At 73.4% G+C, this 22,988-nt stretch carries 22 protein-coding genes; 15 read left to right on the top strand and 7 right to left on the bottom strand.

All coding sequences use genetic code 11. The features are described 5' to 3' along the window. Positions 1-22 precede the first annotated feature (22 nt). From TPA0908_RS03110 to TPA0908_RS03120, 3 genes are read left to right on the top strand one after another with little or no spacing between them, the layout of a single operon-like run. On the top strand, positions 23-1,714 hold the full coding sequence (locus TPA0908_RS03110) for an L-aspartate oxidase (RefSeq protein ID WP_281934416.1): 1,692 nt from the start codon (positions 23-25) through the stop codon (positions 1,712-1,714). A gap of 40 nt (positions 1,715-1,754) precedes the next feature. Beyond that, positions 1,755-2,651 (top strand): carboxylating nicotinate-nucleotide diphosphorylase, encoded by an 897-nt coding sequence (gene nadC, locus TPA0908_RS03115; protein ID WP_281934417.1) that lies wholly within the window; start codon positions 1,755-1,757, stop codon positions 2,649-2,651. A gap of 17 nt (positions 2,652-2,668) precedes the next feature. Beyond that, the gene (locus tag TPA0908_RS03120) at positions 2,669-3,427 is read left to right on the top strand and encodes a type III pantothenate kinase (protein WP_281934419.1); all 759 of its coding nucleotides are present in this window, start codon (positions 2,669-2,671) and stop codon (positions 3,425-3,427) included. 47 nt (positions 3,428-3,474) lie between these two features. Here the strand turns inward: TPA0908_RS03120 and TPA0908_RS03125 are convergent, their stop codons facing one another. Continuing rightward, complete coding sequence (locus tag TPA0908_RS03125; protein ID WP_281934421.1) at positions 3,475-4,215, bottom strand: class I SAM-dependent methyltransferase; 741 nt, start codon at positions 4,213-4,215, stop codon at positions 3,475-3,477. A gap of 94 nt (positions 4,216-4,309) precedes the next feature. Between TPA0908_RS03125 and lysS the strand changes: the two genes are divergently transcribed. From lysS to TPA0908_RS03140, 3 genes are all read left to right on the top strand, one after another. Continuing rightward, positions 4,310-5,818, top strand: coding sequence for a lysine--tRNA ligase (gene lysS, locus TPA0908_RS03130; protein WP_281934423.1), 1,509 nt, complete (start codon positions 4,310-4,312; stop codon positions 5,816-5,818). A gap of 115 nt (positions 5,819-5,933) precedes the next feature. After that, complete coding sequence (locus TPA0908_RS03135) at positions 5,934-6,284, top strand: histone-like nucleoid-structuring protein Lsr2 (protein WP_308447803.1); 351 nt, start codon at positions 5,934-5,936, stop codon at positions 6,282-6,284. Positions 6,285-6,771: 487 nt separating this feature from the next. Continuing rightward, a complete protein-coding gene (locus TPA0908_RS03140; protein WP_281934427.1) occupies positions 6,772-9,309 on the top strand; it encodes an ATP-dependent Clp protease ATP-binding subunit in 2,538 nt (845 codons plus the stop codon). A 93-nt stretch (positions 9,310-9,402) separates the two neighbouring features. Here TPA0908_RS03140 and TPA0908_RS03145 read toward each other — a convergent pair whose 3' ends face one another. Next, positions 9,403-10,302, bottom strand: a complete 900-nt coding sequence (locus TPA0908_RS03145; RefSeq protein ID WP_281934429.1) for an HhH-GPD family protein — start codon at positions 10,300-10,302, stop codon at positions 9,403-9,405. A gap of 97 nt (positions 10,303-10,399) precedes the next feature. Between TPA0908_RS03145 and TPA0908_RS03150 the strand changes: the two genes are divergently transcribed. The 3 genes from TPA0908_RS03150 (at position 10,400) to TPA0908_RS03160 (ending at position 12,348) form a co-directional block, all read left to right on the top strand. After that, positions 10,400-10,912, top strand: a complete 513-nt coding sequence (locus TPA0908_RS03150; RefSeq protein ID WP_107161743.1) for a glycine cleavage system transcriptional repressor — start codon at positions 10,400-10,402, stop codon at positions 10,910-10,912. After that, positions 10,909-11,472, top strand: a complete 564-nt coding sequence (locus tag TPA0908_RS03155; RefSeq protein WP_107161741.1) for a peptide deformylase — start codon at positions 10,909-10,911, stop codon at positions 11,470-11,472. Before TPA0908_RS03150 ends, TPA0908_RS03155 begins: the two co-directional genes overlap by 4 nt. 105 nt (positions 11,473-11,577) lie before the next feature. Beyond that, a complete protein-coding gene (locus TPA0908_RS03160; protein ID WP_281934434.1) occupies positions 11,578-12,348 on the top strand; it encodes a hypothetical protein in 771 nt (256 codons plus the stop codon). Between the two features lie 6 nt (positions 12,349-12,354). Here TPA0908_RS03160 and disA read toward each other — a convergent pair whose 3' ends face one another. The 4 genes from disA to TPA0908_RS03180 form a co-directional block, all read right to left on the bottom strand. Then, positions 12,355-13,542: a DNA integrity scanning diadenylate cyclase DisA gene (gene disA / locus TPA0908_RS03165; protein WP_281934436.1), complete on the bottom strand. Its 1,188-nt coding sequence runs from the start codon at positions 13,540-13,542 to the stop codon at positions 12,355-12,357. A 142-nt stretch (positions 13,543-13,684) separates the two neighbouring features. After that, positions 13,685-15,133 (bottom strand): DNA repair protein RadA, encoded by a 1,449-nt coding sequence (gene radA / locus TPA0908_RS03170; protein ID WP_281934438.1) that lies wholly within the window; start codon positions 15,131-15,133, stop codon positions 13,685-13,687. A 108-nt stretch (positions 15,134-15,241) separates the two neighbouring features. Continuing rightward, a complete protein-coding gene (locus tag TPA0908_RS03175; RefSeq protein WP_281934440.1) occupies positions 15,242-16,021 on the bottom strand; it encodes a hypothetical protein in 780 nt (259 codons plus the stop codon). A gap of 142 nt (positions 16,022-16,163) precedes the next feature. Then, entirely contained in the window at positions 16,164-17,003 is an 840-nt protein-coding gene (locus TPA0908_RS03180; protein ID WP_281934442.1) for a UbiA family prenyltransferase, read from the bottom strand. A 45-nt stretch (positions 17,004-17,048) separates the two neighbouring features. Here TPA0908_RS03180 and TPA0908_RS03185 point away from each other — a divergent pair, with 45 nt between their 5' ends. From TPA0908_RS03185 to TPA0908_RS03200, 4 genes are read left to right on the top strand one after another with little or no spacing between them, the layout of a single operon-like run. Then, positions 17,049-17,804, top strand: coding sequence for a methyltransferase domain-containing protein (locus TPA0908_RS03185; RefSeq protein ID WP_281934443.1), 756 nt, complete (start codon positions 17,049-17,051; stop codon positions 17,802-17,804). 41 nt (positions 17,805-17,845) lie between these two features. Then, positions 17,846-19,012 (top strand): acyl-CoA dehydrogenase family protein, encoded by a 1,167-nt coding sequence (locus tag TPA0908_RS03190; protein ID WP_107161733.1) that lies wholly within the window; start codon positions 17,846-17,848, stop codon positions 19,010-19,012. A gap of 20 nt (positions 19,013-19,032) precedes the next feature. Next, positions 19,033-20,091: a type III polyketide synthase gene (locus tag TPA0908_RS03195; protein WP_281934669.1), complete on the top strand. Its 1,059-nt coding sequence runs from the start codon at positions 19,033-19,035 to the stop codon at positions 20,089-20,091. Between the two features lie 31 nt (positions 20,092-20,122). Beyond that, positions 20,123-20,716, top strand: a complete 594-nt coding sequence (locus TPA0908_RS03200; protein WP_281934444.1) for a hypothetical protein — start codon at positions 20,123-20,125, stop codon at positions 20,714-20,716. A gap of 15 nt (positions 20,717-20,731) precedes the next feature. Here TPA0908_RS03200 and TPA0908_RS03205 read toward each other — a convergent pair whose 3' ends face one another. Beyond that, positions 20,732-21,412 (bottom strand): hypothetical protein, encoded by a 681-nt coding sequence (locus tag TPA0908_RS03205; RefSeq protein WP_281934445.1) that lies wholly within the window; start codon positions 21,410-21,412, stop codon positions 20,732-20,734. 330 nt (positions 21,413-21,742) lie between these two features. Here TPA0908_RS03205 and TPA0908_RS03210 point away from each other — a divergent pair, with 330 nt between their 5' ends. Together TPA0908_RS03210 and ispD are read left to right on the top strand one after the other, a co-directional pair. Then, complete coding sequence (locus TPA0908_RS03210; protein WP_091610855.1) at positions 21,743-22,228, top strand: CarD family transcriptional regulator; 486 nt, start codon at positions 21,743-21,745, stop codon at positions 22,226-22,228. A 53-nt stretch (positions 22,229-22,281) separates the two neighbouring features. Continuing rightward, positions 22,282-22,977, top strand: coding sequence for a 2-C-methyl-D-erythritol 4-phosphate cytidylyltransferase (ispD, locus tag TPA0908_RS03215; protein WP_281934671.1), 696 nt, complete (start codon positions 22,282-22,284; stop codon positions 22,975-22,977). The last annotated feature ends 11 nt before the right edge of the window (positions 22,978-22,988 follow it).

Genomic DNA, 22,988 nt, shown 5'->3' on the forward strand with positions numbered 1-22,988 from the left:
ATGCTTCGGGTTGACTGTGCTCATGGACCTTCCCACGGTCGACCTGCCGGCACTGCCCCGGCTGCTCGCCGCGCCCGCACCCGGTTGGGTGGAGACCACCGACGTGATCGTGGTCGGCTCCGGGGTCGCCGGGCTGACCGCCGCGCTGCACCTGCGTGAGGCCGGCCTGCACGTCACGGTCGTCACCAAGGTCGACATCGACGAGGGCTCCACCCGCTGGGCGCAGGGCGGCATCGCCGCGGTGCTCGACCCGGCGGACAGCCCGGCCGCGCACGCCCACGACACCGAGGTGGCCGGCGTCGGCCTCTGCGACCCGGCGTCGGTACGGGCCCTGGTGGAGGAGGGCCCGACCCGGCTGCGCGAGCTGATGCGGATCGGGGCGGAGTTCGACCGCAACCCGGACGGCTCACTGATGCTCACCCGGGAGGGCGGTCACCGGGCCGACCGGATCGTGCACGCCGGCGGCGACGCCACCGGCGCGGAGGTGCAGCGGGCGCTGCACGCCGCGGTGCGCCGCGACCCGTGGATCCGGCTGGTGGAGCACGCCCTGGTGCTGGACCTGCTGCGCGCGCCGGGCGACGGCCCCGGCGGGCTCGGGCCGGCCTGCGGGGTCACGCTGCACGTGCTCGGCGAGGGCAGCGAGGACGGCGTCGGCGCGATCCTCGGCCGCGCGGTGGTGCTGGCCACCGGCGGGATGGGGCAGATCTTCGCCGCCACCACCAACCCGGCGGTCTCCACCGGCGACGGGGTGGCGCTGGCGCTGCGCGCCGGCGCGGCCGTCACCGACCTGGAGTTCGTCCAGTTCCACCCGACCGCGCTGATCGTGCCGGCGAGCGGACCGGGCGCCGGTCTCGCACAGCAGCCGCTGGTCTCCGAGGCGCTGCGCGGCGAGGGCGCCCACCTGGTCGACGGCGACGGCAAGCGGTTCATGGTCGGCCAGCACGAGCTGGCCGAGCTGGCCCCCCGTGACGTGGTGGCCAAGGGCATCCACCGGGTGCTGCTCGCCAGCGGAGCTGACCACGTGTTCCTGGACGCGCGGCACCTGGGCGGTGACTTCCTGGCCCGGCGGTTCCCCACCATCGTGGCGTCCTGCCTGGCCATCGGCGTGGACCCGGCGACCGACCTGATCCCGGTCGCGCCGGCCGCCCACTACGCCTCCGGCGGCGTCCGGACCGACCTGCACGGCCGTACCTCGATCCCCGGCCTGTACGCGTGCGGCGAGGTGGCCTGCACCGGTGTGCACGGCGCCAACCGGCTGGCCAGCAACTCGCTGCTGGAGGGGCTGGTCTTCTCCCGCCGGATCGCCGAGGACATCGCCGCCGGGCTGCCCGAGCAGGCCCGCCCGGCGGAGACCGGCGCCTGGGTGGGCGGGCCGGGCCGGCTGGTGCCGGCGGCGGGCACGCCGGAGCTGCAACGGGCGATGACCCGCGGCGCGGGTGTGCTCCGCTCCGCGGAGACGCTGGCCGCCACCGCCGCCACGCTGCGCGCGCTGGGCGAGGGGGCGGGCGTGCCGCGTACCGCGGACTGGGAGGCGACGAACCTGCTCACGGTGGCGGCGACGCTCGTCGCCGCCGGGTACGCCCGGCAGGAGACGCGGGGCTGCCACTGGCGGGAGGACTTCCCGGTGGCCGACGACCGGTGGCTGGGGCACCTGGTGGCCGAGGTGGGCCCGGACGGGCTGCTCGCCGAGCGTTGGGAGGATCCGGTCCGGTGAGCCCCGCAGTCGCGAACGTGGTGAACGAGGAGAAGAATTCATGATCGAGTCGACGGTGCGGGCGCTGCGCGAGGGTGGCCTGGATCCGGAGCGGGTCCGGCGGGTCGTGGTCGACGCGCTGACCGAGGACCTGGGCCCGGACTTCCTCGACGTGACGAGCGTCGCCACCGTCCCGGCCGAGCAGCAGGACACCGCCGACCTGGTGGCGCGCGCGGACGGCGTGGTCGCCGGGCTGCCGGTGGCCGCCGCCGTGTTCGAGCTGGTCGGCGACGTGACCGGCGCCGGGCGTACGGTCGAGGTGTCGCTGGTGGCCCACGACGGGCAGCGGGTGGCGCGCGGCGACGTGCTGGCGACCGTGACCGGGCCGACCCGACTGCTGCTGACCGCCGAGCGGACGGCGCTCAACCTGCTCTCCCGGATGTCCGGGGTGGCGACCCACACCCGGGCCTGGGCGGACGCGCTGGCCGGCACGAAGGCGATGGTGCTGGACACCCGCAAGACCACGCCGGGGCTGCGGGCGCTGGAGAAGTACGCGGTCCGGGCCGGCGGCGGCACCAACAAGCGGATGGGCCTGCACGACGTCGCCATGATCAAGGACAACCACAAGGTGGCGGCCGGCGGGATCGCAGCCGCGTTCCGCCGGGTGCGGGAGACGTTCCCCGACGTTCCGGTGCAGGTGGAGGTGGACACGCCGGCCGAGGCGGTGGAGGCGGTCGAGGCCGGGGCCGGGTTCCTGCTGCTGGACAACATGACCCCGGCGCAGTTGCGCGAGGTGGTGGCCACGGTGGGCGACCGGGCGGAGCTGGAGGCGACCGGCGGGCTGACCCTGCCGGTGGCGGCCGAGTACGGGGCGACCGGCGTGGACTTCCTCTCCGTCGGCGCGTTGACCCACTCGTCGCCGATCCTCGACATCGCCCTCGACCTGCACGCCAGGTGACCGTCTAGGCTGCCGCTGTGCTGCTCTGCATCGACATCGGAAACACCAACACCGTGCTGGCGACCTTCGAGGGCGACAAGCTGGTGCACTCGTGGCGGATCAAGACCGACGCCCGTTCCACCGCGGACGAGCTGGGTCTGATGTTCCGCGGGCTGCTGGCCGGTGACGCCGTGGAGATCACCGGAGTGGCCGCCTGCTCGACCGTGCCGGCCGCGTTGCGGTCGCTGCGCACCATGCTGGGCCGCTACTACGCCGACCTGCCCAGCGTGATCGTCGAGCCCGGGGTCCGCACCGGCGTGCAGCTCGCCATCGACAACCCGAAGGAGGTGGGCGCGGACCGGGTGGTCAACACGCTTGCCGCGTACACGCTCTACGGCGGGCCGTCGATCGTGGTCGACTTCGGCACCACCACCAACTTCGACGTGATCAGCGATCGGGGCGAGTTCCTCGGCGGGGCGTTCGCGCCCGGCATCGAGATCTCCTTCGACGCGCTGGCCGCCCGCGCCGCGCAGCTACGCAAGGTGGAGGCCACCCGGCCGCGCTCGGTGATCGGCAAGAACACGGTCGAGTGCCTCCAGTCCGGTCTCTACTTCGGATTCGCCGGCCAGGTGGACCGGATCGTCGAGCGGATGTCCGAGGAGCTGGGCGAGGTGCGGGCGGTGATCGCCACCGGCGGCCTGGCCTCGTTGGTGGTGGGCGAGTGCCGCACCATCACCCACCACGAGCCGATGATCACGCTGATCGGCTTGCGAATGGTCTACGACCGCAACCTCTGAAAGGAAGGGCCCCTTCTTAACGCCTCCGGTAGAGGAGGGGCCCCCTCCTAACGCCGCCGCGCCCGGAGCACGATCGTGCGGTAGGGCAGCTCCACGGTGGCCCGGCCGGCCAGCTCGGGGTGGGTGGCGAGCAGCTCGGCCAGCCCGCCGTCGACCCGGGCCCGCTCGGCCGGGGTGGCGGTCAGCCAGTAGGAGCGGGTGTGCAGCATCGCCACCAGGTCGTCCGGCGTGAGCGTGGTGGCGTGGTCGAACTCGCCCACCTCGACCGGGGTGAAGGCGGGGCCGAAGTCGGCGTACCGGCCGGTCACGTCACCGGCGTTGTGGTCGAGATGGGCGATCCGGGTCAGCTCGGCCACCCAGCCGACCCGTTCGTCACGCACGTTCCACACCGGCGCGAACGTGCCGCCGGGGCGCAGCACCCGGGCCACCTCGGTGTGCGCGCGGTCCCGGTCGAACCAGTGGTAGGCCTGCCCGGCCAGCACGGCGTCCGCGTCGCCGTCCGGCAGCGGCACCGACTCCGCGCTGCCGGCGAGCGCCGTCGTGCCCGGCGTGGCGGCGGCCAGTTGCGTCCGCATCCCCGGATCGGGTTCCACGGGTACGACGTGATGCCCGAGCGCGGTCACGCCACGGGTGAGGATGCCGGTGCCGGCACCGAGGTCGACCACCCGGGCCGGGGTCGGTGACCCGTCCAACGCCCAGCGCAGCGCCGCCTCGGGATAGCGGGGCCGGAACCGGTCGTACTCGGCTGCGGCGGCGCCGAACGAGAGCGCCGCAGTGGGGTCGGTCATGGCCGGCAGGTTATCCCGTAACGGCCGGCACGGCGCTTGAGTACGCTCATGGGCTGACCCCGCCGATGTTCCCCAAGGCCTGAGGAAGCGTGCCGTGACCGAGCAGAACGCCCTGCCAACAGATCCCGCCGACGACCTTCCCGAGCAGATGAAGGTCCGCCGGGAGAAGCGGGACCGGATGCTCGCCGAGGGCGTCGAGCCGTACCCGGTCGGCTTCCCCCGGACCACCACGCTGGCGCTGCTCCGGGAGCGCTACGCCGACCTGCCCACCGACACCGCCACCGGGGACCGGGCCTCGGTCACCGGCCGGGTGATCTTCATTCGGAACACTGGCAAGCTGTGCTTCGCCACGCTGCGTGACGGCGACGGCACGGAGCTCCAGGCGATGCTCTCGCTGGACCGGGTCGGCCCGGAGCGGCTGGCGGACTGGAAGCGCCTGGTGGACCTCGGTGACCACGTCGGCGTGACCGGCGAGGTGATCACCAGCCGGCGCGGCGAGCTGTCGGTGCTGGCCGACGAGTGGGTGGTCACCGCCAAGGCGCTGCGCCCGCTGCCGGTGGCGCACAAGCCGCTGAGTGAGGAGTCCCGGGTCCGCCAGCGCTACGTCGACCTGGTGGTCCGTCCGCAGGCCCGGCAGATGGTGCGGACCCGGGCCGCCGCGGTCCGCAGCCTGCGGGACACCCTGCACGGGCAGGAGTTCATCGAGGTCGAGACGCCGATGCTGCAACTGCTGCACGGTGGCGCGACCGCCCGGCCATTCGTGACCCACAGCAATGCGCTCGACACCGATCTGTATCTGCGAATCGCACCGGAACTGTTTCTCAAGCGGGCGGTCGTGGGTGGCGTCGACCGCGTCTTCGAGATCAACCGCAACTTCCGTAATGAGGGCATCGACTCCTCGCACTCGCCCGAGTTCGCGATGCTGGAGGCGTACCAGGCCTACGGCGACTACGACACCATGGCCGCGTTGACCCGGAATCTGGTGCAGCAGGCCGCCGTCGCGGTCGCCGGCTCGACCGTGGTGACCCACGCCGACGGCAGCGAGTTCGACCTGGGCGGCGAGTGGCGGTCGGTGACGCTGTTCGGTGTTCTTTCCGAAGCGCTCGGTGAGGAAGTCACCGTCCGCACCGAAAGGTCACGCCTGGTCGAGTACGCGGACAAGATCGGCCTCTCGGTCGACCCGAAGTGGGGTCCCGGCAAGCTGGCCGAGGAGTTGTTCGAGGAACTGGTGGTGCCGTCCCTGCGGGCGCCCACGTTCGTCCGCGACTACCCGGAGGAGACCAGCCCGCTGACCCGGGCGCACCGGAGCGAGCCCGGCCTGGCCGAGAAGTGGGACCTCTACGTGCTCGGCTTCGAGCTGGGCACCGCGTACTCCGAGCTGGTGGACCCGGTCGTGCAGCGGGAGCGGCTGGTGGCCCAGGCGCAGCTCGCGGCGCGTGGCGACGACGAGGCCATGCGACTCGACGAGGACTTTCTCCGGGCGATGGAGTACGGAATGCCGCCGGCCGGCGGCATGGGAATGGGAATCGACCGGCTCCTGATGGCGCTGACCGGCCTGGGAATTCGGGAAACCATCCTGTTCCCCTTGGTCCGGCCCGAGTAGGGCCGCAAAGCTTCTCCGGCTTGTTACGCCATCCTATTGACGGAGCAAGCATCGGGCAGGATATCGTGCTCTGAGTAATGCAGGAGCGCAACCCTGCTCGAAAGGAATGTGGGACGTGGCCAAGCAGATCATTCACAAGCTGGTCGATGACCTGGACGGCGGGGACGCTGACGAGACTGTCAAGTTCGCGCTGGACGGCGTGCAGTACGAGATCGACCTCTCGGCTTCCAACGCTGAAAAATTGCGCGATGCATTCGCGCAGTACATCGCGCACGGAACGAAGGTCGGTCGCGGGGGAGTGGTCGTGGGTGGCCGGGCCGCACGCGGCCGGGGCGGCGCGACCGCGGACCGCGAGCAGAACAAGGCAATCCGGGAGTGGGCCAAGAACAACGGCAAGGACATCTCCGACCGGGGCCGGATCCCGCAGGAGATCGTGGACGAGTTCCACGCCAAGGCGGGGCGCTGACACCGACCGCACGCGACGGCGACCGACGCCGGCCGGGAGGACGACTCCGGGCCGGCGTCGGCGTTTCGCCCTCTTCGTCGCCGATGTCTCTTTCCCGGTCAGGGGCCCGGTGGCGGTCGGGACGGGCCGCCGACCCGGGAAGAATCCGGCGTCCGGAGGAGTTGTCCACAGGCGGTGGAGATTCCGTCCACAGGCTGTGGACGACCGTGGCGGGCGCCTCGATGCCGCCCGAGCCCCCTCGACCGGGCCTTCCGCCGACGGTCGAATTTCGCTCTGCGCGTACAGGCGGGGGTCCCGGAACACCTCCTGAGCGTGGACGGTTGGCAGAAACGACGTCGGAACGGTCATCGGCGGGGTCACACGACCTCAGCGGAGACGGTCCGCGGCGATAGAGTAAGGAGGCACGGACGCCCGTCCCGGACGTCCGCGCACCGGCCCCGCCGAGATCTGACCATCAAGGCGCACGGCATGTGAGGAGCACGAGGGCATGTTCGAGCGGTTCACCGACCGAGCGCGACGGGTTGTCGTCCTGGCCCAAGAAGAGGCCCGGATGCTCAACCACAACTACATCGGTACGGAGCACATCCTGCTGGGCCTGATCCACGAGGGTGAGGGTGTCGCGGCAAAGGCCCTGGAGAGCCTCGGCATCTCCCTCGAGGGCGTCCGCCAGCAGGTCGAGGAGATCATCGGCCAGGGCCAGCAGGCGCCGAGCGGGCACATCCCGTTCACGCCGCGGGCCAAGAAGGTGCTGGAGCTGTCGCTGCGCGAGGCGCTGCAGCTCGGCCACAACTACATCGGCACCGAGCACATCCTGCTCGGCCTGATCCGCGAGGGCGAGGGCGTGGCCGCCCAGGTGCTGGTCAAGCTCGGCGCCGACCTCAACCGGGTCCGCCAGCAGGTGATCCAGCTGCTCTCCGGCTACCAGGGCAAGGAGCCGGCCGCGGCGGGCGCCGCGCCGGGCGAGGCCGCGCCGTCGACCAGCCTCGTGCTGGACCAGTTCGGCCGCAACCTGACCCAGGCCGCCCGTGAGGGCAAGCTCGACCCGGTCATCGGGCGCGAGAAGGAGATCGAGCGGGTCATGCAGGTGCTGTCCCGCCGCACCAAGAACAACCCGGTGCTGATCGGCGAGCCCGGCGTCGGCAAGACCGCCGTGGTGGAGGGCCTGTCCCAGAAGATCATCAAGGGCGAGGTGCCCGAGACGCTGAAGGACAAGCAGCTCTACACGCTCGACCTCGGTGCCCTGGTGGCCGGTTCGCGTTACCGCGGTGACTTCGAGGAGCGCCTCAAGAAGGTGCTCAAGGAGATCCGCACGCGCGGCGACATCATCCTGTTCATCGACGAGATCCACACCCTGGTCGGCGCCGGCGCCGCCGAGGGCGCGATCGACGCCGCCAGCATCCTCAAGCCGATGCTGGCCCGCGGCGAGCTGCAGACCATCGGCGCCACCACGCTCGACGAGTACCGCAAGCACCTGGAGAAGGACGCCGCGCTCGAGCGCCGTTTCCAGCCGATCCAGGTGGGTGAGCCGTCGCTGGCCCACACCATCGAGATCCTCAAGGGCCTGCGGGACCGCTACGAGGCGCACCACCGGGTGAGCATCACCGACGCCGCGCTCGTGGCTGCCGCGACGCTGGCCGACAGGTACATTTCCGACCGCTTCCTGCCGGACAAGGCGATCGACCTGATCGACGAGGCCGGCGCCCGGATGCGCATCCGCCGGATGACCGCGCCGCCGGACCTGCGTGACTTCGACGAGCGCATCGCCCAGGTGCGCCGCGACAAGGAGTCCGCGATCGACGCGCAGGACTTCGAGCGGGCCGCTCAGCTCCGCGACAAGGAGAAGCAGCTCCTCGGCCAGAAGGCCCAGCGGGAGAAGGAGTGGAAGGCCGGTGACCTGGACGTCGTCAGCGAGGTCGACGACGAGCAGATCGCCGAGGTGCTCGGCAACTGGACCGGCATCCCGGTCTACAAGCTGACCGAGGAGGAGACCTCGCGCCTGCTGCGCATGGAGGACGAGCTGCACAAGCGCGTCATCGGCCAGGAGGACGCGGTCAAGGCGGTCTCGAAGGCGATCCGGCGGACCCGGGCCGGCCTGAAGGACCCGAAGCGCCCGTCCGGCTCGTTCATCTTCGCCGGCCCGTCCGGTGTCGGTAAGACCGAGCTGTCCAAGGCGCTCGCCGAGTTCCTCTTCGGCAGCGAGGACGCCCTCATCCAGCTGGACATGTCCGAGTTCCACGACCGCTACACGGTCTCCCGGCTGGTGGGTGCCCCTCCCGGCTACGTCGGCTACGACGAGGGCGGCCAGCTCACCGAGAAGGTGCGCCGCCGGCCGTTCTCCGTGGTCCTCTTCGACGAGATCGAGAAGGCCCACCCGGACGTGTTCAACACGCTCCTCCAGATCCTGGAGGACGGGCGTCTCACCGACGGCCAGGGCCGGATCGTGGACTTCAAGAACACGGTCATCATCCTGACCACCAACCTCGGCACGCGGGACGTCGCCAAGGCGGTCTCCCTGGGCTTCCAGGCCTCGGAGGACTCCGAGTCGAACTACGACCGGATGAAGCAGAAGGTCAACGACGAGCTCAAGCAGCACTTCCGGCCCGAGTTCCTGAACCGGATCGACGACACCATCGTCTTCCACCAGCTGCGCGAGATCGAGATCCTCTCGATCGTGGACATCATGATCCAGCGGATCGAGGGCCAGCTGCGCAACAAGGACATGGGTCTGGAGCTGACCGACAACGCCAAGAAGTACCTGGCGAAGAAGGGCTTCGACCCGGTGCTGGGCGCACGGCCGCTGCGTCGCACGATCCAGCGTGACATCGAGGACAACCTGTCCGAGCGGATCCTCTTCAACGAGCTGACCCCGGGTCAGATCGTGGTGGTGGACTGCGAGGGCGACCCGGAGAACATCGACAAGTCCAAGCTCGTCTTCCGGGGTGCGGACCGGCCGGACGCCGTGCCGGACGCGGTCCCGGCGGATCTCGGCGCCGCCTCCACCGGCGCGGACGACGCCGCCGCGTAAGGCGGGCAACTGTTCCAGGGCGACGGCCCCGGTCGGCGAGAGCCACCGGGGCCGTCGCCTTTCTCCGCCCGGGGACGGGTGGTGCGCGGTGCGTCAGGGCAGCGGGATCGGGGGGCCGTCGCCGGCCAGTCGGAAGGACGCCGGGCCCACCGGCTCCACCAGTCCGTCGGTGACCAGCCCGGCCAGCGCCCGGGCCCGCTGCACGTCGTCGTGCCAGACCTGGTCCAGCCGCTGGTGCGGCACCGGCCCGGTGGTCTCCCGGAGCACCGCCAGGAGCAGGCCGCGTACCTGCCGGTCGGTGCCGGCGTAGCGCTGCGGACGGCGGGTCGGCCCGTCCGGGGCGGCCTGCCCGGAGGCCCGCCAGGCGCAGCTCGACTCAACCGGACACACCGCGCAACGGGGCGACCGGGCGGTGCAGACGACCGCCCCGAGTTCCATGAAGGCGGCGCTGGCCAGGGCCGCCGCGGCCGGCTCGATCGGCAGCAGCTCCTCGGTGGCGACCAGGTCGGCGGGTCGGGTGGTCGGGCCGGCGTCCGGCTCACCGGCGACCGCCCGGCACACCACCCGCCGGACGTTGGTGTCGACCACCGGGTGCCGCTGCCCGTACGCGAACGCGGCCACCGCCCGGGCCGTGTACGTGCCGACGCCGGGCAGCGCCAGCAACTGTTCCAGCCGGTCGGGCACCACGCCGCCGTGCCGCTCCACGACGGCCACCGCGCACTCGCGCAGGCGTACCGCCCGGCGGGGGTAACCGAGCCGGCCCCACATCCGGATCGCCTCGGCCGGGGTGTCCTCGGCCAGCGCGCGCGGCTCCGGCCAGCGGGCCAGCCACGCCTCCCACGCGGGCACCACCCTGACCACCGGCGTCTGCTGGAGCATGACCTCGCTGACCAGGATCGCCCAGGCGCCGATGCCGGGCTTGCGCCAGGGCAGGTCGCGGGCGTTGCGCTCGTACCACCGGCTGACCTGGGTGGCGAAGGTGGGCTCAGTCATGGCGGTGCCGATGATGTCACGGGTGGGGATCCCGCTGGTTGGGCGGGCCGGGTGGGCCGGCGCGGGGGGCACTTCGGCAGCGCGGCAGAATGTCCGAATGAACGAGCTCGCGATCACCGTCATCGGCCGGGACCGGCCGGGCATCGTCGCCGACGTCGCGGAGGCCCTCGCCCGGCTCGGCGCGAACCTCACCGACTCGACGATGACCCGGTTGCGCGGCCACTTCGCGATGACGCTGATCTGCGTGGGCCCGGCCGCCGCCGACGTCGAGGCCGCGCTGGCCCCGCTCGCCGCCGACGGGTACCTGCTGGCCACCGTACGCGCGGTCGCCCCGGACAGCGCCAGCGTGCCGGTCGGTGAGCCGTACGTGCTGGCGGTGCACGGCGCGGACCGGATGGGCATCGTCGCGGCGATGACCCGGGTGCTGGCCGACGCCGGCGGCAACGTGACCGACCTGAGCACCCGGCTGACCGGCTCGCTCTACGTGGTGGTCGCCGAGGTGGAGTTGCCGCCGGGCAGCTCGGACGAGGTGGCCGGCCGGCTCACCCGGGCGGCGGCCGAGCTGGGTGTCGGCGTCAGCCTCCGCCCGGCGGACTCGGACCTGCTGTGACCGGCGAGGGGTACGCCGGCCTGGGTGGCTGGACACCGGAGAAGCTGGGCGTTCCGGGCGAGGTCCGTCCCGTGGTCGCCGCCCCTGAGCCGGTGCTGAGCCGGCCCGGTCCGGAGGTCGACCCCACCTCGGACGAGGTGGTGCGGCTGGCCGCCGACCTGGTGGCGACCATGCGCGTGTCGCCGGGCTGTGTGGGCCTGGCGGCGCCGCAGATCGGGGTGAACGCCCAGGTGTTCGCGGTGGACGTGACGGGGCATCCGAAGGCGGTCACCGTGCACGGCACGTTCGTGCTGTGCAACGCCCGGGTGGTGGAGGCGAGCCGGTGGAAGGCCGGCCGCGAGGGCTGCATGTCGGTGCCCGACCTGACCGGCGACGTGAAGCGGGCCAGTCGGCTGGTGGTGGAGGGGGCGCTGCCGGGGAGCGGGGAGCCGGTACGGCTGGTGACCGACGGTTTCGAGGCGCGTGCGCTCCAGCACGAGATCGACCACTGCGCCGGGTTGCTCTTCCTCGACCGGGTGGCCGGGGCGCACGCCGTCTACCAGCGGCAGGTCTATCTCTGACCGACCCCGTGGCGTTCCACAGTGGACGCCCGGATCGGGGTGACGCGCGGTCACCGGCGCGTCGGACCGGCACACCGAGCGTCGCGCGGCTACGGTAGGCGCATCATGCGTCTGACGGTCGGCCCCCTGCCCCCCACCGTGTACTGGCGGCGTCGTGCCGTCGTGCTCGGCGCGGGCCTGCTCTTCCTGATTGTCCTGCTCTACTCCTGCACCGGCACGGACCGTAACGCCGGCGGGCCGGGCGGGGGTGACCCGTCGCCGGGCGGCTCCGCCGGGGCGGCCCCGGGCCCGTCCGGCTCGGTGCTGACCCCGCAGACGGCCAGTCCGTCGCCGGCGCCCGACGTCTCCGGTGGTGACGCCGGCGCCGACGGTGGCGGCACGAGCAGCGGCGGGGGCACGAACACCGGGGGCGGTACGAACACCGGCGGCGGCTCGGGCCCGGGCGACGGCGGCGCGTCCGGCGAGCCGGTCTCCGCCGATGGCGCCTGCACCGACGCCGAGCTTCAGGTGACGCCGGTCGCGGTGCCGGCCGCCGCCCAGCGGGGCACGGTGGTCACGCTGCGCCTCAAGGTCAAGAACGTCTCGAACCGCACGTGCAGCCGGGACGTCGGCGCCGACCTCCAGGAGCTCTACGTCAAGGCGGGCGCGGAGAAGATCTGGTCGTCGGACACCTGCGGCACCGGCAAGGGCTCGGACGTGCAGTCGTTCACGCCGGACTTCGAGCGCGCCTACGAGTTGGGCTGGAACGGGCGGGACACCACCCGCTGCGCCGACGGGCTGGCCGCCGGCCCGTACGCCCCGATCGGCACGTACCAGGTCTTCGCCCGGGTCGGCACCAAGATCAGCGAGCCGGTGAAGCTGACCGTCACCGGCTGAGCCGGGTCAGACGTACCGCTCCAGGATGGACGCCTCGGCGAGCCGGGACAGGCCCTCGCGGACGCCCCGGGCGCGGGCGTCGCCCACCCCGTCGACCGCCTGGAGATCCTCCACTGTCGCACCGAGCAGCCGCTGGAGGCTGCCGAAGTGCACCACCAGCCGGTCGACCACGGCCACGGGCAGCCGGGGCACCTTGGCCAGCAGGCGGAACCCGCGCGGGCTGACCGCCGCGTCGAGCGCGTCCGAGGCAGACGGGTAGCCGATCGCCTTGGCCACCGCCACCAGGTCGATCAGCTCGGTGGCGCTGAGCAGGTCCAGCTCGACGAGCGCCTCGTCGAGCGTGCGCGACTTGCGGCCGACCGGCAGGTAGTCGCGGATGACCAGGGTGCGGTCGGCGTCCACGCCGGCCATCAGCTCGTCGAGCTGGAGCGCCAGCAGCCGGCCGTCGGTGCCCAGCTCCACCACGTAGCCGGCGATCTCGTCGGCGATCCGCCGGACCATCTCCAGCCGCTGTACCACGGCGACCGCGTCGCGGACGGTGACCAGGTCCTCGATCTCCAGCGCGGAGAGCGTGCCGGAGACCTCGTCCAGCCGCAGCTTGTAGCGCTCCAGCGTGGCCAGGGCCTGGTTGGCCCGGGACAGGATCGCCGCGGAGTCGTCGAGCACGTGCCGCTGGCCGTTGACGTAGAGGCTGATGATCCGCATCGACTGGCTGACCGAGATGACCGGGTAGCCGGTCTGTCGGGCCACCCGCTCGGCGGTGCGGTGCCGGGTGCCGGACTCCTCGGTGGGGATGGACGGGTCGGGCATCAGGTGCACGCCGGCCTGGACGATGCGGGTGCCGTCGCTGGAGAGCACCACCGCGCCGTCCATCTTGCACAGCTCGCGGACCCGGGTGGCGGAGAACTCGACGTCCATCGGGAAGCCGCCGGTGCAGATCTGCTCGACCACCTTGTCGTAGCCGAGGACGATCAGCGCGCCGGTGCGACCGCGCAGGATCCGCTCCAGGCCGTCGCGGAGCGCGGTGCCCGGTGCCATCAGGGCGAGATTGGCCCGCAGCGGGTCGGCGCCGGCCCCGCCGACGCTGCCGGCGACGCTCACGCTGATGGCGCGGGTGGGGTTGCCGCTCACGGCGCCGGTGCGGGCCTGCGGCGTCGCCGTTGCGGGCTTGGTGGCATCGCGGTCGATCGGCACGGGCACAGTCTACGGACTGCGGTGCGGTGGGTGCTCTCGTGGTTACTGTGATGTGTCGTGATGTCGGGCGCGACGGGCCGCCCCGGGGCGGCGCGACCTGTCCGGAATCGTCCGCCCGCGCCCGGCACGTGACTACCCACGGTCACTCCGCGGATGCTCGGGCGGCGGCCTGGAGCGCCGCGCGCACGTCCGTGACCTCGATCACCCGCATCTGCTCGGGGGCGACGCCGCCGCTGCCGGGGCCGGCACCGGGCGGCACCAGGGCCAGCCGGAAGCCGAGCCGGGCCGCCTCGGCCAGCCGCCGGGACACCGCGCCGACCCGGCGCACCTCACCGGTGAGGCCGACCTCGCCGATGGCGACCAGGTGCGGGTTGAGCGCGAGGTTGAGCCCGCCGGAGGCCACCGCGAGCGCCACCGCCAGGTCGGCGGCCGGCTCGACCACCCGGATGCCGCCGACGGTGGCGGCGAAGACCTCGCGGTCGTGCAGCGTCAACCGCTCGGTGCGCCGCTGGAGCACGGCCAGGACCATGGCCAGCCGGGCGCCGTCGAGACCGGAGACGGTGCGTCGCGGTGAACCGGCGACCGTGGCCCCGATCAGCGCCTGCACCTCGGTGACCAGCGCCCGCCGGCCCTCCATGGCCACCGTGACGCAGGTGCCCGGCACCGGCTCGGAATAGCGGGTCAGGAACAGGCCGGACGGGTCGGCCAGGCTGCTGATGCCGCCCTCGTGCATCTCGAAGCAGCCCACCTCGTCGGCGGCCCCGAACCGGTTCTTCACGCCGCGCACCATGCGCAGCGAGGAGTGCTTGTCGCCCTCGAAGTGGAGCACCACGTCCACCAGGTGCTCCAGCACCCGGGGGCCGGCCACCTGGCCGTCCTTGGTGACGTGCCCGACCAGGACGGTGGCGATGCCGCGTTCCTTGGCCACCGCGACCACCGCCGCGGTGACCGCGCGCACCTGCGTCACGCCACCGGGCACGCCCTCGGTGCCGGTGGTGGAGATGGTCTGCACCGAGTCGAGCACCAGCAGGCCCGGCTTGACCGCGTCGAGGTGGCCGAGCACCGCCGCCAGGTCGCTCTCGGCGGCCAGGTAGAGCTGGTCGTGCAGGGTGCCCATCCGCTCGGCCCGCAACCGCACCTGGCTGACCGACTCCTCGCCGCTGACCACCAGCGACGGGCTGCCCGCGCCGGCGGCCCACTGCTGGGCCACGTCGAGCAGCAGCGTCGACTTGCCGACGCCGGGCTCACCGGCCAGCAGCACCACCGCGCCGGGCACCAGCCCGCCGCCGAGCACCCGGTCGAGCTCACTGACGCCGGTGGGCCGGGCCCGGGCCGGCGCGGCGCTGATGGTGGCGATCGGCCGGGCCGGCTCGGCCGGCATCCGGGAGCTGACCACCCGGCCGGAGACCAGCGGGCCGGTGACCGTGGACTCGACCACCGAGCCCCACTCGCCGCACTCGGGGCATCGGCCCATCCACTTGGGCGGCTGGTGGCCGCAGGCGTCGCACTCGTAGGCCGGGCGGGGTTCGCGGGCGGCGGCGCGACCGCGGCCGGCGCCGGCGCGGGACGGGGTCGATCGGGGCGTGGTCACCACCGGACGCTATCCGGCCGGTACGACGAACGCCCACCGCCGAGACGACGACACCGCCGCGTGGCGCTGGCCACCGCGGCGGTGTCGGACGGAACGGGGGGTACGGCGTCAGCCGTGGCTGCCGCCCTCGGTGCCACCCTCTTCGGCGGAGTGCTCGCGCGGGTTGACGATCTGGGACGGCTGCGCCGGCGGGGTCAGCGGGACACCGATCGGCGCCGGCGTCTTGATCACCTTGCCGCCGCCGAAGTCGAAGGTCAGGTTGACCTGCTGGCCGACGAGGAGCTTCTGGTTCAGGCCGACGAGCTGGAGGAACCGCGGGTTGCCGCTGTTGAGCTGCGCGTAGCCGAGCGCCGGGATCTCGATCCGGGCCGGCTGGCCGGCGGGCGCCGACGCGCTCTCCGACGGCGACGCGCTCTCCGACGGGGACCCGCTGGGCGAGGCGGACGGCGACGCGGGAGCCTCCAGCGACTGACTGGGGGAGGCGCTCGGGTCGGTGGCGGTGGGCGACGCCGACGCCGGCTCGGTCGGCGAGCCGGTCGGGGTGGCCGCGCCGCTGGAGCCGGCCGCGCCGGTCAGCAGGATCTCCCGGGCGCTGTCGGTGGTGACGGTCACCGTCACCGGGGACTCGCTGTCGTTGTAGATCACCACGTTCAGCGGGGCGGTCGCGCCGGCCTGGTAGCCCTCCGGGCCGGGGAACTGCACGTAGAGCCCGCGCACCTTGTAGAGGTTGTCGGAGGTCTGGACGTTGACGCCCTGGACCGACGGGATCTTGTTGGCGGTCTCGGCGATCTGACCGGCGCCGCACCCGGACAGCAGCAGGCTCGCCGCCGCCGCCGAGCCGGCCAACAGCAGGGCCGGTCGCCGGGAACCCCTGATCGAGCGCGTCACGTCGGTCCTCCTCGTCACGATCCCCGCCCGGTCGACCCCCGGACACGGGGTGGCCATACCCGCGCAGACCGCGCTCCAGGGTAGTTGGAGCTGATCGAGGCCCGCACGCGGACCCGGCAATGCCATCCTCGGTGGCGACGGCTCAGACCACCCGGCCGTTCGCCACCAGCAGCACCACATCGATGAGCGCCACCACCAGCACCGACCGGAAGGCAGCCACCGGCCGGCCACCGGTGGCGGTCGCGGCGCGCCCGGCGTACCAACCGAGGGCCGGCACCGCGACGGCGGCGGCAACCGCCGACAGGCCGGTCCACGACGGCGGTCCGGGCGGACCGAACACCAGCGCGACGGTGGCGGCGAGGAGCAGCCCGGCGGCGGCCAGCCGGCTGCCCGCGGGGCCCAGCCGGTGGGGCAGCCCGCGCACCCCGGTGCGGGCGTCGTCGGCCAGGTCGGGCAGCACGTTCGCGAAGTGCGCCCCGGCGCCCAGCAGCGCGGCGGCGGCCACCAGCCAGGCCGGCGGCGTGGGCGAGCCGGGCCGGGCCAGCACCACGAACGCGGGCAGCGCGCCGAACGAGACCGCGTAGGGCAGCACCGACACCGCCGTCGACTTCAGCGGCTTGTTGTAGAGCAGCGCGGAGACCAGCCCCAGCGTGGCGCAGGCCGCGGCGGCCGGGCCGCCGGTCAGCGCCAGCAGCGGGGTGGCGACGGCGGCCACCGCGGTGGCCCGGGCCAGCGTCGGCCGGGCGACCGCGCCGGTGGTCACCGGTTTGTCGGTACGCCCCACCGCGGCGTCCCGGTCGGCGTCGATCAGGTCGTTGCTCCAGCCGACGGCGAGCTGGCTGGCCAGCACCGTCAGCGCCACCGTGGCCACGCCGGCGGCGGAGTGCCCGACGCCGGCGGCGAGCAGCGCGGCGACCACGACGACCGCCGCGGCCGGCTCCGGATGGCTCGCTCTGACCAGCCCTAACACCCGCGTCGACATAAGGGAAGTCTGGTCGTTACCGGGGAGTCGTGCCACGCTCGGTCCATGCCCGACGCGTCGCCGGTGTCCAGCCCGCACCGGGCGCTGTCCCGGAACGACCCCCGGCAGTACGACGACCTGGCCGGCGAGTGGTGGCGAGCCGACGGCGCCTTCGCCATGCTGCACTGGCTGGCCCGCGCCCGCGCCGCCCTGGTGCCCCCGGCGTCCACCCGGGACGACCTGCTGGTCGACCTCGGCTGCGGGGCCGGGCTGCTGGCGCCGCACCTGGCCGGCAAGGGCTACCGGCACGTCGGGGTGGACCTGACCCGCTCCGCGCTCGACCAGGCCGCCACGCACGGCGTGACAGTGCTCCAGGGCGACGCCACCGCCGTGCCGCTGGCCGACGGCTGCGCCGCCGTGGTCTCCGCCGGTGAGCTGCTGGAGCACGTGCCGGACTGGCGGCGGGCGGTGGCCGAGGCGTGCCGGTTGCTGCGGCCCGGCGGCCTGCTGGTGCTGGACACGCTCAACGACACGCTGCTGGCCCGGCTGGTCGCGGTGGAGCTGGGCGAACGGCTGCCGACCGTGCCGCGCGGCATCCACGACCACCGGCTGTTCGTGGACGCCCGCGCGCTGGTCGCCGAGTGCGCCCGGCACGGCGTGTCGTTGCGCCTGCGCGGGGTCCGGCCGGAGCTGGGCGGCACGCTGGCCTGGTTGCTGCGCCGGTGGCGGGGCGGTGACCGTCCGGTGCGGACGGAGCCGCGCATCGTGCCGACGCGGTCGACGGCGGTGCTCTACCAGGGCAGTGGGCGCCGGGGCGGATAGCGGAGGTCACCGGGGGTAAGGGACGCCGAGAAGGGGGCGACATGACCGTGTACGCGCTGGAGGCGGCCCGCCGGTTGGCGCCGCGACTGGCCGCCCGGGCGGCCGGGCACGACCGGGACGGCTCGTTCCCGGTGGACGACTTCGCCGACCTTCGCCAGGCCGGCCTGTTCGGCCTGATGGTCCCGCGTGAGCTGGGCGGGCAGGGCGCGACCTTCGCCGAGTACGCCGCCGTCGCCACCGAGCTGGCCCGGGGCAACGGCGCCACCGCGCTGGTGTTCAACATGCACGCCTCGGTCACCGGGGCGTTGGGCGCGGTGACCGAGGAGCTGGCCGAGGCGCTCGGCGTACCGGAGGAGGCGCTGGCCGCCCGCGACCGGCTGTTGCGCGCGGCGGCCGACGGCGCGTGGTACGCGGTGGCGATGAGCGAGCGCGGCGCGGGCGCGCGGCTGTCCCAGCTCAGCACCGTCTACGAACCGGTCGACGGTGGCTGGCACGTCAAGGGCAGCAAGACGTTCTGCTCCGGCGCCGGCCACCCGGACGGCTACCTGGTGGCCGCGCGCAGCGCCACCGACCAGTCGGTGGTCTCCCAGTTCCTGGTGCCGGCCGGGGAGGGGATCACGGTCGAGCCGACCTGGGACTCGCTCGGCATGCGCGCCACCTCCTCGCACGACCTGCACCTGGACGTGACCGTCCCGGCCGACCGGCTGCTCGGCGGCGTGGAGGGGTTGGCGCTGGTGGTGGCCCAGCTCATGCCGCACTGGCTGGTGGCCAGCTACGCCGCCGTCTACGTCGGGGTGGCCCGGGCCGCGATCGACGCCGCCGCCGAGCACCTGAACACCCGCGGCCTGGCCGGGCTGCCGGCGGTCCGGGCCCGGCTGGGCCGGGCGGACGCGGCCACCGCCGCCGCCGAGCTGGTGGTCGCCGAGGCGGCCCGCCGGGTCGACGAGGAACCCGGCTCCGCCGAGACGAACCGCTGGGTGTGGCGGGCCAAGCTGCTGGCCGGCACCACCGCCGCGGAGGTGGCGGCGTCCATGCTGGAGGCGGCCGGCACGTCGGCGACCCGCCGCGGTCATCCGTTGGAGCGCCTCTACCGGGACGCCCGGTGCGGCTCGCTGCACCCCGCCACCTCCGACGTGTGCGCCGACTGGCTCGGCATCGCCGCGCTCGGCGGCGACCCGGACCGGGACAGCACGGTCCCTCGTTGGTGAGCGGAGACAGTTGTCGAGAGGTGGGGGACGTGGGCGTACCGGTGATCGCGGGTCTGGGCATGGCGCTGCCGCCGGGCGCCGCGCAGGACGAGCTGTGGACGGGTTTCTTCGAGAAGCACTTCTCGGGCACCACGCGGGTGCTGGCCGAGAAGATCTTCGCCAACTCCGGGGTGACCCGGCGGCAGGCGGCGGTGAATCCGCTGCTGGAGGACGTCTCGGAGTGGCCGACCGAGCGTCGGATGCGCCGCTACCAGGTCGAGGCGTTGCCGCTCGGGAAGGAGGCGGTCAGCCGCGCGCTCACCGCCGCCGGCCTGGACGCCGGCGACGTCGGGCTGTTCGTGGTCTGCTCCTGCACCGGTTACGCGACGCCCGGCCTGGACATCCTGCTGGCCCGTGACCTCGGCATGGCCCCGGATACCCAGCGCATGTTCGTCGGCCACATGGGTTGTTACGCGGCGCTGCCCGGGCTCGGCGCGGCGAGCGACTTCGTCACCGCGCGGGGGCGGCCGGCGCTGCTGCTCTGCGCGGAGCTGACCAGCCTGCACATCCAGCCGCCGGGTGCCCGGGTGGACACCCAGCAGATCGTCTCGCACGCGCTGTTCTCGGACGCCGCGGTCGCCGCCGTGGTCGTCCCGGGCGGCCCGGGGTACGCGTTGCGCGAGGTCACCTCCGTCACCGACACCTCCACCGCCGACCACATGACCTGGGACGTCACCGACACCGGCTTCCGGATGGGGCTGTCGCCGAAGGTGCCGAAGGTGCTGTCCCGGTTCGTCCGTGACCTGGTGGACGACCTGTTGGCCCGGCACGGGTACGACCGGTCCGGGGTGGACGGCTGGGCGGTGCACCCGGGTGGCCCCCGGATCCTCAACGTGGTGGAGCGTGAGCTGGAGCTGCCGCCGACGGCGCTGGCGGCGTCCCGGGAGACGCTCGCCGAGCACGGCAACTGTTCGTCCCCGACGGTGCTGCTGATCCTGGACCGGCTGAGCCGTGCGCCGTCGCCGCCGCGCCGGGTGGTGATGCTCGCGTTCGGGCCGGGGCTGACGCTCTACGCGGCCCTGCTGGAGCGCACGGGCTGACGGTTCGCCGTGGCGTCGATACGCTGCCGGCATGGCCTCGGAGGAGCGGATCCGGCGGGCAGTGCTGGTGGGCCTGACCGTGTTGGCGTTGGCGGTCGGCGCGTGGTGGTGGCGGTCGGCGGCGCCGTGGTTGGGCACGACGGTCGGCCCCTCCACCGACGAACTCGCCCGGTCCCGGGTGGATCTCGACGCGCGGCCCGGGTCGACACCGCCCGAGCAGCCGACACCCCGGTCCCGGATGGTGGCCGAGGTCGATCCCCGCACCGGCGAGGTCCGTTCGCCGGTGGTGGTCGACGTGGAGCCCGACGGCGGGACGCGCCAGGGCAACGTGTCCCACGTGGTGTGGCGGGAGACGTCGCGGCTGACGCCGGGTGGCCCGCCGGTCGTGCGGCAGGCGAACCCGGCGCCGGGTGACGAGTACCGGCTGTCGGTGGGCTGCGCCGGTGACGGCGCCGTGTCGATGCGGGTGGTCGGTGCCGGCGCCGACGGCGTCGAGCGGGTGCTGAGCTGCGGCGGGCAGGTGACCGTCGGGTTCCTGGACGGCACGGGCGCGCCGGTGTGGGTGCGGTTCGCCGCGCTGCGGGGCGAGGTCGAGCTGAACGCCCGGCTGGAGGCGCTCTACTGAGCCGCTGAGCCGGGTTCAGCCGGCCAACCGGGCCAGGTCGGCCTGGTAGTCCGCCGCCGGCCCCAGCTCCGGCACCATCCGGACCAGCGTGCCCCGCCGGTCCACGAGCAGCGCGGCGGCGGTGCCCGGCCGGGCCGAGAGATGCAGGTAGGAGCGCAGGCCGCCGGCCGGGTCGCCGAGCGGGCGTACGCCGGTCGCGGTGGCGGGCCCGGCGCTGCGGCCCTCGGTCACGGTGACCACGGTGACTCCGGCGGGCGCGGTGGCCGCCGCCGTGCCGACCTGCTCGGCGCAGGCGCAGGCGTCGACCAGGATGATCATGGCGGGGAGCAGGCTGCGTAGTGGCACCGGTGTGTTGTCGGCGCCGACCAGGTCGAGCGCGGGCAGCGGGCCGATCGCCGCGGGGGTGGACCGGGGCAGCACGGTCGGCACGCCGGGGGAGCGGTGGGGTCGTGGCCAGGTGACGGCGGCCAGCCCGGCGAGCGTGATCAGCACTGCGGCCAGCAGCGCCAGCAGGGGAAGCGTGAACCGGGCCGGACGCCCGGCGGGGCGCGGGGCGCGGCGCAGCTCCCGGCGGATCTGCCGGGCCTCGTCGGCGAGCGCCGAGGCGTCGTCGGGCACGACGATGCGACCCCACTCCGGTGGCAGCCCCGGCAGTCCGTCCGCCGGCCCCTGGCCGTCAGCGTCAGGCACGCCCATCGGACCCCCAGGAACGTCTCGGCGAGCGGACGTCACGTCCACCACCAGCGTCCCGCACCGGGGGCCGTACCGCCACACCTGGGCGCGGGTGGAGTTGCGGAGCTACCATGGAAGGAGCGCATTGCCCTAGATCTGATCGCTCCGGCCATCACCCGTACCGGGTAGTTATTTGTTCGTCACGGAGCGTGGTTAAACCATCGTCTTGGCCTCCTGTCAAGCCGAAGAAATACCTCTCACAGGGCCCCTGAGCTGCGCCAACGATCAGGACAGCGGTGAGACATCGGTGCCTGAGCGTGTTACCCTAGACACAGCGAAAGGGGTTTCGAACCTATGGTTTTCAGTGTCGGCGAGACCGTTGTTTACCCCCACCACGGGGCCGCACTCATCGAGGCAATCGAGACTCGGGTCATCAAGGGCGAGCCCAGGGAGTACCTCGTCCTGAGGGTCGCGCAGGGTGACCTGACGGTCCGGGTGCCCGCCGAGAACGCCGAGATCGTGGGTGTGCGCGAGGTGGTCGGCGAAGAGGGCCTGGGCAAGGTCTTCGACGTGCTCCGTGCTCCGCACACCGAGGAGCCCACCAACTGGTCGCGGCGTTACAAGGCAAATCTGGAGAAGCTGGCCTCCGGCAACCCGCTGAAGGTGGCCGAGGTCGTCCGCGACCTGTGGCGCCGGGAGCGGGAGCGGGGCCTGTCGGCGGGCGAGAAGCGCATGCTCGCCAAGGCCCGTGACATCCTCGTGGGTGAGGTCGCGCTGGCCGAGAAGAGCACGAAGGACGAGGCGGAGTCGCTGCTCGACAAGGTGCTGACCGAAGCCTGATCCGCACCGCTGCCTCTACCCGCAGCACCATGAACGAAACCGAGGACCGCGACGTGACCGCGCAGCTCAATCCGCGCGGTGACGTCGCGGTCCTCGTTCCTGCGGCCGGTGCCGGCGTACGCCTCGGCCCCGGCGCTCCCAAGGCGCTCCGGGCGCTCGGCGGCGAGCCGCTGCTGGTGCACGCCGTCCGCCGGATCGCCGCCGCGCCGTCGGTGCACACGATCGTGGTGGCCGCGCCGGCCGCCGACGTCGAGTCGGTGCGGGCGCTGCTGGCCCCGGTGGCGCCGGTGACCGTGGTGCCGGGCGGCGCCGAACGCCAGGCTTCCGTCGCGGCGGCGCTCGCCGCCGTGCCGGCCGGGCCGGAGATCGTCCTGGTCCATGACGCGGCCCGGGCGCTCACCCCGCCCGAGCTGGTCGAGTCGGTGGCCGCGGCGGTCCGTGGCGGGCACGACGCGGTGATCCCGGTGCTGCCGGTGGTCGACACGATCAAGGAGGTCGACACCGTCGAGCGGGTGCTCGGCACCGTCGACCGGGCCGTCCTGCGCGCGGTGCAGACGCCGCAGGGCTTCCGCCGGCCGGTGCTGACCGCCGCGCACCGGGCGGCAGGTGATCCACTCACCGACGACGCCGGCCTGGTGGAGAAGCAGGGCGTCACGGTGTTCTGCGTGCCCGGCTCCGAGCTGGCCCTGAAGATCACCCGCCCGTTCGACCTGACCCTGGCCGAACACCTCCTGGCCACCGGCGCCTGACCTTCCGCACC

Origin of the sequence: Micromonospora sp. AKA38, from assembly GCF_027925725.1 — a bacterium.
Lineage (GTDB): Bacteria > Actinomycetota > Actinomycetes > Mycobacteriales > Micromonosporaceae > Micromonospora.

Bases quoted from the DNA above. Each gene is read 5' to 3' on its own strand.
- TPA0908_RS03110 (WP_281934416.1), top strand. From the start codon at position 23: ATGGACCTTCCCACGGTCGACCTGCCGGCACTGCCCCGGCTGCTCGCC.
- nadC (WP_281934417.1), top strand. From the start codon at position 1,755: ATGATCGAGTCGACGGTGCGGGCGCTGCGCGAGGGTGGCCTGGATCCG.
- TPA0908_RS03125 (WP_281934421.1), bottom strand. From the start codon at position 4,215: ATGACCGACCCCACTGCGGCGCTCTCGTTCGGCGCCGCCGCAGCCGAG.
- TPA0908_RS03140 (WP_281934427.1), top strand. From the start codon at position 6,772: ATGTTCGAGCGGTTCACCGACCGAGCGCGACGGGTTGTCGTCCTGGCC.
- TPA0908_RS03145 (WP_281934429.1), bottom strand. From the start codon at position 10,302: ATGACTGAGCCCACCTTCGCCACCCAGGTCAGCCGGTGGTACGAGCGC.
- TPA0908_RS03150 (WP_107161743.1), top strand. From the start codon at position 10,400: ATGAACGAGCTCGCGATCACCGTCATCGGCCGGGACCGGCCGGGCATC.
- TPA0908_RS03160 (WP_281934434.1), top strand. From the start codon at position 11,578: ATGCGTCTGACGGTCGGCCCCCTGCCCCCCACCGTGTACTGGCGGCGT.
- TPA0908_RS03180 (WP_281934442.1), bottom strand. From the start codon at position 17,003: ATGTCGACGCGGGTGTTAGGGCTGGTCAGAGCGAGCCATCCGGAGCCG.
- TPA0908_RS03185 (WP_281934443.1), top strand. From the start codon at position 17,049: ATGCCCGACGCGTCGCCGGTGTCCAGCCCGCACCGGGCGCTGTCCCGG.
- TPA0908_RS03190 (WP_107161733.1), top strand. From the start codon at position 17,846: ATGACCGTGTACGCGCTGGAGGCGGCCCGCCGGTTGGCGCCGCGACTG.
- TPA0908_RS03200 (WP_281934444.1), top strand. From the start codon at position 20,123: ATGGCCTCGGAGGAGCGGATCCGGCGGGCAGTGCTGGTGGGCCTGACC.
- TPA0908_RS03205 (WP_281934445.1), bottom strand. From the start codon at position 21,412: ATGGGCGTGCCTGACGCTGACGGCCAGGGGCCGGCGGACGGACTGCCG.
- TPA0908_RS03210 (WP_091610855.1), top strand. From the start codon at position 21,743: ATGGTTTTCAGTGTCGGCGAGACCGTTGTTTACCCCCACCACGGGGCC.